Source organism: Acidovorax sp. GW821-FHT09A11, assembly GCF_059418365.1.
This window is the reverse complement of record NZ_JBWKPS010000002.1, coordinates 759,165-774,690: the sequence shown is the minus strand read 5'-3', so window position 1 is coordinate 774,690 and position 15,526 is coordinate 759,165. Positions and strand designations below refer to the sequence as shown.

11 protein-coding genes are annotated in these 15,526 nt (G+C 68.9%); 6 read left to right on the top strand and 5 right to left on the bottom strand.

Annotation, left to right across the window (positions count from 1 at the left end; genetic code table 11):
* Positions 1 to 165: 165 nt before the first annotated feature.
* The gene (locus AC07PV_RS07635) at positions 166 to 5,022 is read left to right on the top strand and encodes a PAS domain S-box protein (RefSeq protein WP_494629854.1); all 4,857 of its coding nucleotides are present in this window, start codon (positions 166 to 168) and stop codon (positions 5,020 to 5,022) included.
* 24 nt (positions 5,023 to 5,046) lie between these two features.
* Positions 5,047 to 6,177 carry a response regulator gene (locus AC07PV_RS07630; protein WP_218293835.1) on the top strand — a complete coding sequence of 377 codons (1,131 nt, stop codon included), beginning with the start codon at positions 5,047 to 5,049 and terminating at the stop codon, positions 6,175 to 6,177.
* Between the two features lie 36 nt (positions 6,178 to 6,213).
* On the opposite strand, the gene AC07PV_RS07625 is transcribed toward AC07PV_RS07630, so the two are convergent.
* Positions 6,214 to 7,170, bottom strand: coding sequence for an inositol monophosphatase family protein (locus AC07PV_RS07625; protein ID WP_494629853.1), 957 nt, complete (start codon positions 7,168 to 7,170; stop codon positions 6,214 to 6,216).
* A gap of 208 nt (positions 7,171 to 7,378) precedes the next feature.
* Between AC07PV_RS07625 and AC07PV_RS07620 the strand changes: the two genes are divergently transcribed.
* Both AC07PV_RS07620 and cysE read left to right on the top strand, forming a co-directional pair.
* Positions 7,379 to 8,191, top strand: coding sequence for an RNA methyltransferase (locus AC07PV_RS07620; RefSeq protein ID WP_218341903.1), 813 nt, complete (start codon positions 7,379 to 7,381; stop codon positions 8,189 to 8,191).
* A 36-nt stretch (positions 8,192 to 8,227) separates the two neighbouring features.
* The gene (gene cysE, locus AC07PV_RS07615; protein ID WP_369641871.1) at positions 8,228 to 9,007 is read left to right on the top strand and encodes a serine O-acetyltransferase; all 780 of its coding nucleotides are present in this window, start codon (positions 8,228 to 8,230) and stop codon (positions 9,005 to 9,007) included.
* Positions 9,008 to 9,113: 106 nt separating this feature from the next.
* Here the strand turns inward: cysE and mog are convergent, their stop codons facing one another.
* Positions 9,114 to 9,716 (bottom strand): molybdopterin adenylyltransferase, encoded by a 603-nt coding sequence (gene mog / locus AC07PV_RS07610; RefSeq protein WP_218293839.1) that lies wholly within the window; start codon positions 9,714 to 9,716, stop codon positions 9,114 to 9,116.
* Entirely contained in the window at positions 9,709 to 10,371 is a 663-nt protein-coding gene (gene yjgA, locus AC07PV_RS07605) for a ribosome biogenesis factor YjgA (RefSeq protein WP_218293840.1), read from the bottom strand. Before yjgA ends, mog begins: the two co-directional genes overlap by 8 nt.
* Positions 10,372 to 10,435: 64 nt before the next feature.
* On the opposite strand from yjgA, the gene pmbA reads away from it, so the two are divergent.
* Both pmbA and AC07PV_RS07595 read left to right on the top strand, forming a co-directional pair.
* Entirely contained in the window at positions 10,436 to 11,881 is a 1,446-nt protein-coding gene (gene pmbA, locus AC07PV_RS07600) for a metalloprotease PmbA (protein ID WP_494629852.1), read from the top strand.
* 227 nt (positions 11,882 to 12,108) lie between these two features.
* Positions 12,109 to 13,131 carry a saccharopine dehydrogenase NADP-binding domain-containing protein gene (locus AC07PV_RS07595; RefSeq protein ID WP_494629850.1) on the top strand — a complete coding sequence of 341 codons (1,023 nt, stop codon included), beginning with the start codon at positions 12,109 to 12,111 and terminating at the stop codon, positions 13,129 to 13,131.
* Positions 13,132 to 13,165: 34 nt separating this feature from the next.
* Here the strand turns inward: AC07PV_RS07595 and hpaI are convergent, their stop codons facing one another.
* Together hpaI and AC07PV_RS07585 are read right to left on the bottom strand one after the other, a co-directional pair.
* On the bottom strand, positions 13,166 to 13,975 hold the full coding sequence (gene hpaI / locus AC07PV_RS07590; RefSeq protein WP_218293843.1) for a 4-hydroxy-2-oxoheptanedioate aldolase: 810 nt from the start codon (positions 13,973 to 13,975) through the stop codon (positions 13,166 to 13,168).
* A 59-nt stretch (positions 13,976 to 14,034) separates the two neighbouring features.
* Positions 14,035 to 15,504: an NAD-dependent succinate-semialdehyde dehydrogenase gene (locus tag AC07PV_RS07585; RefSeq protein ID WP_494629849.1), complete on the bottom strand. Its 1,470-nt coding sequence runs from the start codon at positions 15,502 to 15,504 to the stop codon at positions 14,035 to 14,037.
* Between the last annotated feature and the right edge of the window lie 22 nt (positions 15,505 to 15,526).

Sequence of the window (15,526 nt, the reverse complement as noted above, 5' to 3'; positions counted from 1 at the left end):
GTGGAGACGACGGGGCAGCTGTCGTTCCTGCGGCTGCATGGCTGCGAGGGGTTCCAGGGGTTTCTTTTCGGGCGGCCCGGACCGGTGGGAGATATCGATGCCTTGCTGTATCCCGCACGCTAGGCCCCGCCCGGGGCACGGTCCAGGCACGGCCGGGGGTGGGGCGTGACGCGGGTTGGCGCAGGCGTGGGAGTGTTCCTGGACAAGGTGCTGGACCGCAATGCCCCGGGCGCGCGGGGCTTTGTGCTGGTGGTGGTGGCGGCGCTGGCGGGTGCGTGGCTGGTGGTGCTGGCCGCGATGCACTGGCAGGGCGCGGAACGCGCCGCCGAGCGCGCGAAGCTGCTGCAGCAGACCGTCGACGTGCTGCAAAACCGCATCACCGGCGGTGGCATGCTGGGGGCGGTGTCGCTGCTGGGCCTGAGCGAGCCGCTGCTCAAGGCGATGGCCCGTGGCGAGCTGCCGCCGGACGATCCCGAGGCCCTGGCGCGCCTGGGGGTGGCGCGCGGCCGGTTCCTGGTGAGCGGGGTCTACGTGATGTCCGGCGACGGCACCGTGGTGGCGCACGAGACGCCGGGCACCCGTTCCACCGGCCTGAACCTTGCGTTCCGGCCCTATTTCCAGCAGGCCATCAAGGGCGCGATCAGCGTGTATGCCGCGATCGGCAGCAATTCGCAGGAGCGGGGCCTGTACTACGCCGCGCCGCTGTACGAGAGCGACACGCCGTCGAGCACCATCATCGGCGTGGTGATGTTCAAGGTGGGCTTCGAGTCGTTCGACGAAGTGCTGCGGCGCACCGAAATGCCGACCGTGCTGCTGTCTCCTCACGGTGTCGTGTTTGCGTCCACACGGCCCGAATGGCTGTTCGCCGTGGCGCCGCCGCTCACCCAGGCGCGCATTGACGCGATCCGCGCCTCGCGCCAGTTCGGCAATCATTTCGACAAGGGCCTGGCGTCCGCCCTGCCTTTTGCGCCGGATGCGGGCGAGGTCGTCCTCGACGGAATGACCTATGCGGTGGAGCGCCGCCGCGTTGACTGGGGCGACCCGGGCGGCCAGTGGCAGCTGGCGATGCTGGACGATGTGAGCGCGCTCATGCCCGCCACCGAGCGCCTGCAGGTGGGGGGCGGGGCGTTCGTGCTGCTGTGCCTGCTGGGCCTGCTGCTGCTGGATCTGCTGCGCAGCCGCGCGCGGATGGCCGCCGCGCTCGAGCGTTTCAGCGTGCTGGGGGCCGCGCTCGAAAGCAGCCCCGCCTCGGTGGTGATCACGGACGGGGATGGCCGCATCGACTGGGTCAACCCGCAGTACGAGCGCAACACCGGGTACACGCTGGAAGAGGTCCGGGGCAAGAAGCCATCGATGGTCGCCAGCGGCCAGACCCCCGCACGGACCTACCAGGACATGTGGTCCACGTTGCTGTCGGGCCGTTCCTGGCGGGGCCAGTTCGTGAATCGCCGCAAGGACGGAACCATCTACCACGACGAGGCCACGCTGTCTCCGGTGTTCGATGAACGCGGCAAGCGCATCGCCATCGTCGGCCTGCACGCCGATGTGTCCGAGCGCATCCAGGCCCAGCAGGAGCTGGAGCGGCGCGAGCGCCTGCTCAATGAGCTGCTGGAGCAGCAGACCGCGATCTTCGACAACGCGCCTCCCATCGTCTTGCTGTGCGATGGGCAGGTCCGCCAGTTCAACCCGGCGTTCATGGAGCTGATGGGGGGTACCGCGTCCCAGTTGCTGGGGCAGGGCGTGTCGGCGCTGTTCGGCGGCGCGGCCGGCTCGGACCGGTTCAACGCGCGCGTGGGGGGGGACCTGGCGGCTGGCGAGGCCGTGCGCGAGACCACGTCCCTGTGCCGCCTGGACGGCAGCCGGTTCGAGGCGCGGCTGGCGGGCCGAAGCCTGCAGATGGACGGCTGCAGGACCGCCTCCATCTGGGTGATCGAGGATGTCAGCGAACAGCGGCGCGCCGAGATCGCGATGCAGCAGGCCAAGGAGCGGCTGGAACTGGCGCAGGAGGCCGGCAAGATCGGTGTGTTCGACATCGACCTGGCCACCGGCCAGGTGTTGTGGAGCGAAAAGCTCCTGGCCATGTTCGGCCTGCCGCCCGGCACCGGGGAGCGTACGCAGCAGGACTGGATGGAGCGCCTGCACCCCGAGGACCGCGACCGGGCCGCCGCCGCGTTTGCCGGTGCGCTGGCGGGGGGCGAGATGCATCTGCGTGATTCGTGGCGCATCGTGCGGCCGCAGGGCGAGGAGCGCTGGTTCCTGTCGGCCGCCCGCATCTTTCGCGACGGCAGGGGCAAGGCGGTGCGCGTGGTGGGCGTCAACGTGGACGTCCACGACCAGAAGCTGCTCGAGGCCCGCGTGGCCGAGCAGCTGGACTTTCAGCAGGCGCTGATCGACGCCATTCCCGTGCCCCTGTTCTACAAGGGAGCGGATGGCCGCTACATCGGCTTCAACCGCGCCTACGAGCAGGCCTTTGGCGTGCAGCGCGAGGCGCTGATCGGCAAGACGGTGCTGGACCTGGCCTTCCTGCCCGAGGCCGAGCGGGAGCGCTTCGACGCGGATGCCGAGGAAGCCCTGAACGGGGTCCAGTCGGTGCACAAGGAGGTGGACCTGCCGTATGCCGACGGAATGGTCCACCACACCCTGTTCTGGCTGCACGGATTCTCGCGGCCCGACGGCTCGCCCGGGGGCGCCATCGGCACGTTTGTGGACATCACCGACCGGCAGCGCGCCGAGCAGGACCTGCGCCGCGCCAAGGAGCTGGCCGAGGAGTCCACCGCGCTCAAGTCGAACTTCCTGGCCAACATGAGCCACGAGATCCGCACGCCCATGAACGCGATCATCGGCATGTCGCACCTGGCGCTCAAGTCGGGCCTTTCGACGCGCCAGCACGACTACGTGAGCAAGATCCAGCAGGCGGGCCAGCACCTGCTGGGCGTGATCAACGACATCCTCGATTTTTCCAAGATCGAGGCGGGCAAGCTCACGGTCGAGAAGCAGCCCTTCGTGCTCGACCGCATGCTGGAGAGCGTGTCCGACGTGGTGGGCTACAAGGCCGGTGCCAAGGGGCTGGAGCTGGTCTGCGACGTGGGGGCCGACGTGCCCCCGAACCTGGTGGGGGACTCGCTGCGGCTGGGGCAGATCCTCATCAACTTCGCCAACAACGCCATCAAGTTCACCGACACCGGCGAGATCAGCATTGCCGTGCGGCTGGTGGAGGAGGCGGGCAACCGCGTGCTGCTGCGCTTCGAGGTGCGCGACACGGGCATCGGGCTCACCGTGGACCAGATGGGGCGGCTGTTCCAGAGCTTCCAGCAGGCGGACACGTCCACCACGCGCCGCTACGGCGGCACGGGGCTGGGGCTGGCCATCTGCAAGAGCCTGGCGGAACTGATGGGCGGCGAGGTCGGCGTGCAGAGCATCCATGGCCAAGGCTCCACCTTCTGGGTCGCCGTGCCGCTCGAGCGCGGGGCACCCGCGCGGATGCTGCTGCCGCCGCCGGACCTGCGGGGGCGCAGGGTGCTGGTGGTGGACGACAACCACACGGCGGCCACGGTGCTCTCCGACATGCTGCACGCCATGGGCTTCGAGGTGGAACAGGCCTATTCCGGGCTGGAAGCGCTCGACAGGCTGCGCGAATCCATGGCGCGGCACCAGCCTTTCGGCCTGCTGCTGCTCGACTGGCACATGCCGGGCATGGATGGCATCCAGCTGGCGGGCCACATCCGGGGGCTCGGGATGGCGCAGGTGCCCAAGATGCTCATGGTCACGGCCTACGGGCGAGAGGATGTGATGCGCGCCGCGCGCGCGCAGGGCATCGACACGGTGCTGATCAAGCCCGTCAACGCGTCGCTGCTGTTCGACACGCTGATGCAGCCGCTGGAACACTCCACCTACAGCCCGCGCCGCGTGGTCACCCCGGCGCCTGCGGCGGACGAGCTGCCGCTCGCGATCCGGGGCGCGTCCGTGCTGCTGGTGGAAGACAACGAACTCAACCAGATGGTGGCGGTCGAGCTGTTGCGGGAAGCCGGTTTTTCCGTCGATGTGGCCGAAAACGGCCAGATTGCGATCGAGCGCATCGAGCGCAAGCCCTATGACGTGGTGCTGATGGACATGCAGATGCCCGTCATGGACGGAGAAACCGCCACGCGGCGGCTGCGCGGCGACCCGCGGTATGCCCAGCTGCCCATCGTGGCCATGACGGCCAACGCGATGGAGGCCGACCGCCAGCGCTGCTTTGCCGCGGGCATGAACGACCATGTGGCCAAGCCCATCGAGCCCGCGGCGCTCTGGAGCGCCTTGGGCCGCTGGATCCGGCCCCGGCCAGGCCTGGGCAAGCCGCCCGCGCCGGGCCTGCCCGCCACGGCTCCGCCGGATGGCGAGGCGGCGCCCGGCCTGTCCTTGCCCACGGTGGCGGGGCTGGACACGGCCCTGGGCCTGCAGCGCGCGCTGGGCAAGCCGGCCCTGTACGCCGAGATGCTGCGCCGGTTCGTGCAGGGACAGTCACGGGTGCTTGCCGACATGGAGCAGGCCAGCGCCGGCGGCGACACGGTGCTCGCAGAGCGCCTGGCGCACACGCTGCGTTCCGTGGCGGCCAACATCGGGGCCGAGGAGGTGTCCTCCCATGCCCAGGCGCTGGAGCACGCCCTGCGCAGCGGGCAGGAGGCGGGTGCCGCCGCGGCCCTTCTGGGGGCCGTGGACTCTGCGCTGCAGCCCCTCCTGGACGGCCTGCAGGCGTGGATGCAGCGGCACCGGCCGGCGGCGCCGGACAGCGTGGCTGGCGCGGGTGCGGGCCACGAGGGGCTGGACGGCGCAGGTGCCCTGCAGCACCTGCGCGGCCTGCTGGAGCAGGACGATCCTGCAGCGCCGGAGTTTTTCCAACACAATGCCCCTGTGCTGAAGCCCGTGCTGGGGAGCGCCTTCACGGTGGTCGAGATGCACACCCTGAATTTTGATTTCGAGCAGGCCCTGGGGGCCATGGCCGATGCGCCAGGCTCCGAACACCCTGCCGCCCACACCCCCTGAGCGGCACAACACGCAGGAAATTCCATGGACAACGCGCCCTTTGCCTCCCCGCAGGCCGTTCTCGTTGAAAAACCGATCGCCACGGTGCTGGTGGTGGATGACACGCCCGACAACCTCACCCTGATGGGCAGCCTGCTGCGCGAGCATTTCCTGGTGAAAGTGGCCAACCATGGGGAAAAGGCCCTGAAGATCGCGCAGTCGGGCACGCCGCCCGACCTGATCCTGCTGGACATCATGATGCCCGAGATGGACGGCTACGAGGTCTGCCGGCGCCTGAAGGCCGCGTCCGCCACGCGCGACATCCCGGTGATCTTCCTCACCGCGCGCTCCGACCCCGATGACGAACGCATGGGCCTGGCGCTGGGCGCGGTGGACTACATCACCAAGCCCATCAGTCCGCCCATCCTGCTCGCGCGCGTGAACACCCATCTGGCGCTCAAGGCCACGGCGGATTTCCTGCGCGACAAGAGCTCCTACCTGGAGCGCGAGGTCGCCATGCGCACGCTGGAGGTGCAGGCCATCCAGGACGTGACCATCATGGCCATGACCTCGCTGGCCGAGACGCGCGACAACGAAACCGGCAACCACATCCGCCGCACCCAGCTGTACGTGAAGACGCTGGCCGAGCGGCTGCGCCACCACCCGCGGTTCGAGCCGGTGCTCAACGACCGGATGATCGAGCTGCTCTACAAGTCGGCGCCGCTGCACGACATCGGCAAGATCGGCATCCCCGACAGCATCCTCCTGAAGCCGGGCAAGCTCACCGTGGAAGAGTTCGAGATCATGAAGACCCACACCACGCTGGGCCGCAACGCGATTGAGGAGGCCGAGCGGCGCCTGGGCATGCGGGTGGCTTTTCTGAGCGTGTCCAAGGAGATCGCCTACTGCCACCAGGAAAAGTGGGATGGCTCGGGCTACCCGCAGGGGCTGGCGGGGGATGCCATTCCGGTGTCGGCGCGCCTCATGGCCGTGGCCGACGTGTACGACGCGCTCATCAGCAAACGGGTCTACAAGCCCGCGTTCTCGCACGACCAGGCGTGCAACACCATCGTGCGGGGCAAGGGCACGCATTTCGACCCCGACATGGTGGATGCGTTCGTGGACATTGCGGAAGATTTCCGCAGCATTGCCCAGAAATACCCCGACCCGAACTGAGCACAGTCCCGATAGGGGACGGTGCTCAGGCATACATCAGAACGGCGCGTCTTCGCTCTTGGGGGCGTCGGCCTGTGGGGCGGTACCCGCGGTGTCGGACTCCACATCGGCTGCAGTCTCGGCTTCAGCGCTGGCGGGTGCGTCTGCCGCAGCCGCCTGGCGCACGGCCGCCTTGTCGCCCGCGCTCGCAAACTTGCTGTACTTGCCCAGGATGGGCACCAGCTGGCCGTAGATGCGGGGGTTGCCGGCCAGGCATTCGCGTTGCTCCAGGAAGTCGGCTTCGCCCGTGAAGTTGCCCACCAGGCCGCCGGCCTCGGTCACCAGCAGCGAGCCGGCGGCCACGTCCCAGATCGACAGGCCGGTCTCGAAGAAGCCATCCGTGAAGCCCGCGGCCACGTAGGCCAGGTCCAGGGCGGCGGCGCCGGGGCGGCGCAGGCCGGCGGTGCGCTGCATCACGTCGGCCATCATGTTCAGGTAGCTCTTGAAGTTGTCGCCCGGGCGGAAGGGGAAGCCCGTGGAGATCAGGCAGTCCTTGAGCTGGGTGCGCTTGGAGACGCGGATGCGGCGCTCGTTCAGGTAGGCGCCGCGGCCCTTGGTGGCCGTGAACAGGTCGTTGCGCGAGGGGTCGTAGATGACCGCCTGCTCGACCTTGCCGCGCACAGCCAGCGCGATGCTGACGCAGTACACGGGAAAGCCGTGGATGAAGTTGGTGGTGCCGTCCAGCGGGTCGATGATCCAGACGAATTCCGAATCCTTGGCGCCGTATTCGCTGCCCGACTCTTCGGCCAGGATGCCGTGACCGGGGTAGGCCGTGAGCAGCGTCTCGATGATGATCTTCTCGGACGCATGGTCCACTTCGGTCACGAAGTCGTTGATCTGCTTTTGCGAGATCCGCACCGATTCCACGTCCAGGGCCGCGCGGTTGATGATGGCGCCGGCGGCGCGTGCGGCCTTGATGGCCACGTTGAGCATGGGGTGCAGATTGGACGACATAGATTGTGGTGGTGGGCAGGGCGCCCGCCGAAGGGGCAACCTGCGAATCAGGAGCGGTGCGATCCGTCCCGGCGATGCGGGCGGCGACAATGAGGGCGGGATTTTACCCGCAGTGCCATTTTTTGCCTAACCCGCGGGCCTTTGTCCGCACCGCTTCCACGCTTCGCCTGTCCTGTTCGTGCCCCGCACACCCTCCTTTTCCGCTGCCATGAAGACCCGTTTTGTCCTGATCAACACCAGCCACGCCGGCAATGTGGGCGCCGCCGCCCGCGCCATGAAAACCATGGGTTTTGACGACCTGGTGCTGGTGGCCCCGCGCTGGGCCAACGTGCTGCGGCGCGAGGAGACCATACAGCGCGCCAGCGGCGCCCTGGACGTGCTGGAGAACGCCCGCATCGTCGCCACGCTGGACGAGGCCCTGGACGGCATGAGCCACCTGTGCGCCACGGCCATGACCCCGCGCGACTTCGGGCCGCCCACGGCAGCACCCCGTGCGCATTTCGATTTGCTATTAAAAAATGAGCTATCAGCGCTTGAAGGACAGGCGCTGGAGGCCAAAAACACCCACAACATTGAGGAATCGGCACCCACCGCATCGGTGGCGGGCCGCCAGGCAGGCGTGGCCTTTCTGTTTGGCTCCGAGCGTTTTGGCATGGCCAACGAAGACGTCTACCGCTGCCACGTGGCGCTGTCCATCCCCACCAATCCCGGCTTTGGCTCGCTCAATCTGGGCGCGGCCATTCAGGTGATTGCCTACGAATGGCGCATGGCGCTGGGCGGGTTCCCGGTGCAGGATGCCACGCCCGCCCGCGCCCTGGCCGACGCCACCCAGGTGGCGGGCATGCTGGGCCATTGGGAGCAGGCGCTCACCACCATCGGCTTCCTGGACCCCGCCGCGCCCAAGAAGCTCATGCCCCGCCTTAACCAGCTTTTCAACCGCGCGCAGCTCAGCCCCGAGGAAATCCACATCCTGCGAGGTGTCGCCAAGGCCATGATCGAGGCGAGCCAGTCAAAACGATAGACTGTGCAGCCCATAAACACATAACGAAAAGAACCGATGCTCGCCCGCCTGCGCTCCGATATCCAGTGCATCCTCGACCGCGATCCTGCCGCGCGCAGCACGTGGGAGGTGATCACCTGTTATCCGGGCCTGCACGCGATCTGGCTGCACCGGCCGGCGCACTGGTGCTGGCACCACGGCCTGAAATGGTTCGGGCGCTTCATCTCGCACTTCGCGCGCTGGTTCACCGGCATCGAGATCCACCCCGGGGCCAGGATCGGCGAGCGCGTGTTCTTCGACCACGCCATGGGCGTGGTGGTGGGCGAGACCGCCGAGATCGGCGACGGCTGCACCATCTACCAGGGCGTCACGCTGGGCGGCACCTCGCTCTACAAGGGCGCCAAGCGCCATCCCACGCTGGGCAAGGACGTGGTGGTGAGCGCGGGGGCCAAGGTGCTCGGCGGCTTCGAGGTGGGTGACGGCGCCAAGATCGGCAGCAACGCCGTGGTCATCAAGCCGGTGCCCCCGGGCGCCACGGCGGTGGGCATCCCGGCGCGCATCATTCCGTCCAAGGCGGGCGAAAGCGCCGACGTGACCGAACCCCAGCAGGCCCGCAAGTTCACGGCCTATGGCATCACGCAGGAGGACGACCCCCTCTCGCAGGCCATGCGCGGGTTGATCGACAACGCCTCGTCGCAGGAGCACCAGATCGCGCTGCTGTGGCAGGCCATCGAGAAACTGTCCGCCAACCCGCAGAACAAGGACTGCGTGCCGTGTGATGCGGCGCTCAAGGAGCAGTTCGAGGCGGGCAAGCTCAACGAGCTGGTGGGCAAGTAGCGGCTTGCCTGCGCTGCATGCAAGAATCAGAATGCTATAAAAATTATAGCTGCCAGCGCTTGTTGGATAAGCGCTGGCAGCTATTTTTGCTTTGAGCCGTGAGAAATCAGGCCGGGCGAGGCGCTCGCACCGCGTTCTTGGGCCGGAACGCCTTGCAGACTTCGTCGCGCGTTTCCAGATACGGGCCGCCAATCAGGTCCACGCAGTACGGCACGGCGGCAAAGATGCCGGGCACGATCTGCTTGCCGTCGGCGTCCTTCAGGCCTTCCAGCGTCTCGGCAATCGCCTTGGGCTGGCCGGGCAGGTTGATGATGAGGCTCTGGTCGCGCACCACGGCCACCTGGCGCGACAGGATGGCGGTGGGCACGAACTTCAGGCTGATCTGGCGCATCTGCTCGCCAAAGCCCGGCATCTCCTTGTGCGCCACGGCCAGCGTGGCCTCGGGCGTCACGTCGCGCGGGGCGGGGCCGGTGCCGCCGGTGGTCAGCACCAGGCAACAGCCTGCGTTGACCAGCTCGATCAGCGCGGCGCTGATGCCGTCCTGCTCGTCGGGGATCAGGCGCGATTCAAAGGCGATGGGGTTGAGCAGGGCGCGCGCGAGCCAGTCCTGCAGCGCGGGCAGGCCCTTGTCTTCATAGACCCCGGAGCTGGCGCGGTCGCTGATGGAGACGATGCCGACCTTCACCGGGTCGTGTCGGGCCTCACTCATCGCCGTCGTCCTCGTCGATGCCGCTGGCATCATCCGTGCCCGTGCCGCCCAGGTGCTCGCGCACCAGCTGGAACAGTTCGCGGTAGGCGCGGCCCTTGCGTGGGGCCAGGCCTTGCGACACGGCGGCCTTGTCGGCGGGGGGCGCATCCTTGCGCGCCTGGCGGATCAGCGCGCGCAGCTGCTGGGTGTCGGTGCCGGGGTGTTCGGCCATCCAGGGGGCCAGCGCCTCGTCGTCGGCGATCAGGCGGTCGCGCCAGTGTTCGGCCAGGTGCAGCTGCATCTTTTCGGTGGCCGAGCCCTTGTGCTGCTCCTGCAGCGCCTGGCGGGCCGCCTGCACCAGCTCGGGTTCGAGCTTGCGCATGATCTTGCCCACGTACTGCATCTGGCGGCGCTTGCCCTCGAAATTGGTGATGCGCTTGGCCTCGGCCAGTGCGTCCACCAGCTTGTCGGGCAGGCCCACGGCGTCGAACAGGTCGGCGCGCAGCGTCAGCAGTTCCTTGCCCAGCTCCTGCAGTTCGTCGCTTTCGCGCTTGAGGTCGGTGCGGCTGGCATCGGGCGTGCCTTTGAGTTCGGCCTTGAGCTGAATGTCCATTTCGCTGCCTTCGGCAACGAACTGGCCTCGCACAAAGTAGCCTTTTTTGGGTTTGCGTGACATGGGTGGGGGCAAAAAGAGAAGCGGCGCAGAGCGCGCCACAGCGGCAAGTATCATAGCTTCCGCTATGAATAAACCCTCCACCCGCGCCGCGCGCCTCCAAAGCGCCCCGCCCGCCGCGCAAGCCCCTGCCACTTCCCGCGCCACCCCCGACAGCGGTTTCAGCTACAGCCGCCCCTTCTTCGAGGAACTGGTCGACCGCGCCCTGGCCCATGCCAAAAAGCTCGGCGCCACCGACGCGGGCGCCGAGGCGTCCGAGGGCTGCGGCCTGTCGGTCAGCGTGCGCAAGGGCGAACTGGAGAACGTGGAGCGCAACCGCGATAAATCCCTGGGCGTGACCGTGTACCTTGGCAACCGCCGCGGCAACGCCAGCACATCCGATTTCTCCAGCAGGGCGATCGAGCAGACCGTGCAGGCCGCGTATGACATCGCCCGCTTCACGGCCGAAGACCCCGTGGCGGGTTTGCCCGATGCCGACGACATCGCCCCCGCGGACACACACCGCGACCTGGACCTGTTCCACCCCTGGGCCCTCACGAGCGAAGAGGCCGCTGAAATCGCCAAGGCCTGCGAGGCCGCCGCGCTCAAGACCCACCGCCGCATCACCAACAGCGAAGGCGCGGGCGTGTCGGCGCAGCAAAGCCATTTCTTCAGCGCCCACACACGCGGCTTTCGCGGCGGCTATGCCAGCTCGCGCCACAGCTTCTCGGTGGCGCCCATCGCCTCGCTGCCCGGCCGCAACGCAGAGATGCAGCGCGACGCCTGGTACAGCTCCATGCGCGACGCCACCGAACTGGCCTCGCCCGAGGCCGTGGGCCGGTACGCCGCGCAGCGCGCGTTGAGCCGTCTCGGGTCACGCAAGATCCCCACCACCCAATGCCCCGTGCTGTTCGAATCCACCCTGGCCGCCGGCCTGCTGGGCGGCTTCGTGCAGGCCGTGAGCGGCGGCTCGCTGTACCGCAAGAGCAGCTTCCTGCTCGACTCGCTGGGCAAGATGGTGTTTCCCAAGCACATCGACATTCTGGAAGATCCCTTCATCCTGCGCGGCAAGGGCAGCTCGCCGTTCGACGAGGAGGGCGTGCGCGTGGCGCCGCGCAAGGTGGTGCAGGGCGGGCGCGTGCAGGGCTATTTCCTGTCCAGCTACTCGGCGCGCAAGCTGGGCATGAAGACCACGGGCAACGCGGGCGGCTCGCACAACCTGGTGATGACATCGCGCCTCACCCAGGCCAGCGACAACCTGGACGCCATGCTGCAGAAGCTGGGCACGGGCCTCTTCGTGGTCGAGCTCATGGGCCAGGGCGTGAACTACGTGACGGGCGACTACTCGCGCGGTGCGAGCGGTTTCTGGGTCGAGAACGGCAAGATTGCCTACCCCGTGCACGAGATCACCATCGCGGGCAACCTCAAGGACATGCTCAAGGGCATCGAGGCCGTGGGCGCCGATGCCTACAACTATGGCGCCAAGACCGTGGGCTCCATCCTCGTGAACCGCATGAAGGTCGCAGGCAGCTGAGCGGACGGCGGACGGGCCCGTTCAGGGCAACTTCCGGCAAACAAGGGCCCTCGCCATGGCGAGGGCCTTTTTGCATTCGGCCCCTGAACACCGGGCCGCACCGGGCCGCGCGGCCGTGCGCCTCCATCGACGGGACACACGCCGGCATCATTGCATGTTGACATGATACAGACCTGTATGTAGTATTAAGAACATACAGGTCTGTATCTATCTTTTGAAAGGTCACCATGCATTCCCCTCTCCAGTCCATCGCCGTCTATGGCGCCACGGGCCACACCGGCCAGTTTGTCGTTCGCGAGGCCCGGCTGCGCGGCCTGCCCGTGGTGGCGGTGGGGCGCAGTGCCGCCCGGCTTGGCGCGTTGTTTCCCTCCGGCGTCGCCTGCCGCGTGGCGGGCCTGGACGACCCCGGCGCGCTCGGGCAGGCCTTCGCGGGCTGCGCGGTGGTCATCAACTGCGCGGGTCCTTTCCTCGACACCGCGCCCCCGGTGGCGCGGGCCGCGCTGCGGGCCGGCTGCCACTACATCGACGTCACGGCGGAGCAGCCCAGCGCGCAGACGAGCTTTGCCGACCTGGATGCGCCAGCGCGGGCCGCCGGGCGGGTGGTGATGCCGGCCGCCGGCTTCTATGGAGGGCTGGCCGATCTGCTGGCCAGCGCGCTGGCCTCGGCGGGGCGCATTGACGAGATCACGGTGGCCATGGGGCTGGACCGCTGGTGGCCCACCGCGGGCACCCGCGAGACGGGCGAGCGCAACAAGGCGCCGCGCCAGGTGGTCCAGGGCGGTGCCCTGGTGCCCCTGGTCCCGTCGTCCGATGTGCCGGACTGGACCTTCGCACCGCCGCTCGGGACGTATCCGATGGTGGAGCTGCCGTTCAGCGAAACGATCACGCTCGCGCACCATCTGCGGGCCGACACGATCCGTTCGTTCCTGAACCGCTCGGCGCTCGCGGACATCCGCGATGCGGCGACGCCGCCGCCCACGGCGGTGGACGGCAGCGGCCGGTCGGCGCAGCGCTTCGAGCTGGCGGTGCGGCTTGTGCAGAACGGGCAGGCCCGCACGGCGGGCGTGCGCGGGCAGGACATCTATGCCGTGACGGCGCCCCTGGTGATCGAGGCGGCGCAGCGCCTGATGGCACCGTCGTTCCAGCGCAGTGGGGCACTGGCCCTGGGGCAGGCCGTGGACCCTGCGGACACGCTGCGCTCGCTGCACGGCCGGGCCCTGGAGGTCTTCGGCGACGCGCTGCCGCGCTGAGGCGAAGACAGGCCGGGCTCAATAGGCGGCGGGCTCAATAGGCGGCCGCCGCGCCGCCGCCGGGCGGCGCCTTCGGCCCGCTGCCGCCGAAGTGGGCCCGCAGCCTGCGTGCCGCGTTGGCGAACATCAGCACATCCACGCCCACGGCCACGAAGGTGCAGCCCAGGTCGAGGTAGCGCTGCGCCAGCGTGGGGTCGGAGGTGAGGGTGCCCGCGGCCTTGCCGCTGGCGATGATGGTCCGCATGGCGCCTTCGATGGCCGCCTGCACCTCGGGGTGGCCGGGGTTGCCCCGGTGGCCCATGGAGGCGGCGAGGTCGGCCGGGCCGATGAACACGCCATGCACGCCGTCCACGGCGCAGATGGCGCCGAGGTTGGCCAGCGCCGTGGTGGTCTCGGCCTGCACCAGCAGGCACACCTCGTCGTCCGCGATGTTCAGGTAGTCGGTGCGGGCGCTCCACTGCGACGCGCGGCCCACGGCGCTGCCCACGCCCCGGATGCCCAGCGGCGGGTAGCGCGTGGCCGCCACGATGCTCCGTGCCTGTTCGGCGGTGTCCACCATGGGCACGAGCAGGGTCGTGGCGCCGATGTCCAGCATCTGCTTGATCAGGGCCGTGCTGCCTTCCACCACGCGCACCACCGGCTGCGACGCGTGGGCGGCCACCGACTGCAGCGCGGCCAGGGTGCTGCGCACGTCATTGGGCGCGTGCTCGCCGTCGATCAAGAGCCAGTCGTAGCCACAGGTGGCGGCGGTTTCCGCCAGGTACGGGTCGGCCATGGAAAGCCACAGGCCGATTTGCGGGCGGCGGCCGGCGAGCGCGGCCTTGAAGGGGTTGTGTGCGGGCATGGGATTCCTTGTGGGAGGGGAGCTGGGCGCCGCATGCGGCGCCGCGCGAAAGCTGCGGGTCAATCGAGCCCGCCCTGGCAGACGTACTTGGTGTGCAGGTAGTCGTCGAGGCCGTGCGTGGAGCCCTCGCGGCCGTAGCCCGACTCCTTCACGCCGCCAAACGGCGCGGCCTCCGCCGCCAGCGCCCCTTCGTTGACGCCCACGATGCCCGTCTCCAGCGCATCGGCCACGCGCCAGATGCGGCGCACGTCCTGGCTGTAGAAGTACGCGGCCAGCCCGAAGGGCGTGTCGTTGGCGGCGGCGATCACTTCCTCTTCGGTGTCGAACACGGTCAGCGGCGCCACGGGGCCGAAGGTCTCTTCGCAGGCGCAGGCCATGGTGGCGTCGGCGCCGGCGAGCACGGTGGGCGCGTAGTAGGTGGCGCCCAGCTCGGCCAGGCGCCTGCCGCCCGTGAGCACCTTCGCCCCCTTGGCCACCGCGTCATTCACGTGGCGCTCGATCTTCTGCACGGCGCGGCCGTTGATCATGGGGCCGATCTGCGAGGCCGGGTCGCTGGCCGGGCCGACCTGCAGCGCCGCCACGCGCGCCGCGAGCTGGTGGGCGAACGCCTCGAACACGCGGCGCTGCACGAACACGCGGTTGGGGCACACGCAGGTCTGGCCGCCGTTCCTGAACTTGGCGGCCATGAAGCCGTCCACGGCGGCGCCGACGTCGGCGTCCTCGAACACGATGAAGGGCGCGTTGCCGCCGAGTTCGAGAGAGAGTTTCTTGAGCGTCTCCGCGCTGCGCCGCGCCAGGTGCTTGCCCACGGGGGTGGAGCCCGTGAAGGTGATCTTGCGCACGCGGCTGTCGTCGAGCCACACGTCCACCACCTCGGGCGTCTTCTCGCGCGAGGCGGTGACGATGTTGAGCACCCCCGGCGGCACGCCGGCCTCGTGCGCGAGCAGCACCAGGGCCAGAGAGGTCAGCGGCGTGTCCTCGGCGGGCTTGCAGACCACGGTGCAGCCGGCGGCCAGGGCCGGGGCGATCTTGCGCGCGATCATCGCGGCCGGGAAGTTCCACGGCGTGATGGCGGCCACCACGCCCACGGGCTCGCGCAGGGCGAACATGCGCCGGCCCGGCACAGGCGCGGGGATGACCTCGCCGTTCATGCGCGTGGCCTCTTCGGCGAACCATTCGATGTAGCTGGCGGCGTAGGCCACTTCGCCCTTGCCCTCGGCCAGGGGCTTGCCCTGCTCGCGCGAGATGAGCTTGCCCAGGTCGTCCTGGTGGGCCAGCACGAGGTCGTTCCAGCGCTTGATGATGGCGGCGCGCTGCTTGGCGGGCACCTTGCGCCAGGCGGGAAATGCGGCGTGGGCCGCGTCCAGGGCCGCCAGCGCATCGCCAGCGCCGGAGTCCGGCACGCAAGCGATGGTGTCGCCGGTGGCGGGGTCGGTCACGTCAAGCCGGGCGCCGGTGGCCACGGTCCATTCGCCACCGATGAAGTTGGCGCTGCGGATCAGCGCGGGGCGGGTGAGGGTCAGGGGCATGGTTTTCAATGAAATAGGCCGA

What these genes read in the sequence shown, in the direction of transcription:
- AC07PV_RS07630 (WP_218293835.1), top strand. Translation starts at nt 5,047, where the DNA reads ATGGACAACGCGCCCTTTGCCTCCCCGCAGGCCGTTCTCGTTGAAAAA.
- AC07PV_RS07625 (WP_494629853.1), bottom strand. Translation starts at nt 7,170, where the DNA reads ATGTCGTCCAATCTGCACCCCATGCTCAACGTGGCCATCAAGGCCGCA.
- AC07PV_RS07620 (WP_218341903.1), top strand. Translation starts at nt 7,379, where the DNA reads ATGAAGACCCGTTTTGTCCTGATCAACACCAGCCACGCCGGCAATGTG.
- cysE (WP_369641871.1), top strand. Translation starts at nt 8,228, where the DNA reads ATGCTCGCCCGCCTGCGCTCCGATATCCAGTGCATCCTCGACCGCGAT.
- mog (WP_218293839.1), bottom strand. Translation starts at nt 9,716, where the DNA reads ATGAGTGAGGCCCGACACGACCCGGTGAAGGTCGGCATCGTCTCCATC.
- yjgA (WP_218293840.1), bottom strand. Translation starts at nt 10,371, where the DNA reads ATGTCACGCAAACCCAAAAAAGGCTACTTTGTGCGAGGCCAGTTCGTT.
- pmbA (WP_494629852.1), top strand. Translation starts at nt 10,436, where the DNA reads ATGAATAAACCCTCCACCCGCGCCGCGCGCCTCCAAAGCGCCCCGCCC.
- AC07PV_RS07595 (WP_494629850.1), top strand. Translation starts at nt 12,109, where the DNA reads ATGCATTCCCCTCTCCAGTCCATCGCCGTCTATGGCGCCACGGGCCAC.
- hpaI (WP_218293843.1), bottom strand. Translation starts at nt 13,975, where the DNA reads ATGCCCGCACACAACCCCTTCAAGGCCGCGCTCGCCGGCCGCCGCCCG.
- AC07PV_RS07585 (WP_494629849.1), bottom strand. Translation starts at nt 15,504, where the DNA reads ATGCCCCTGACCCTCACCCGCCCCGCGCTGATCCGCAGCGCCAACTTC.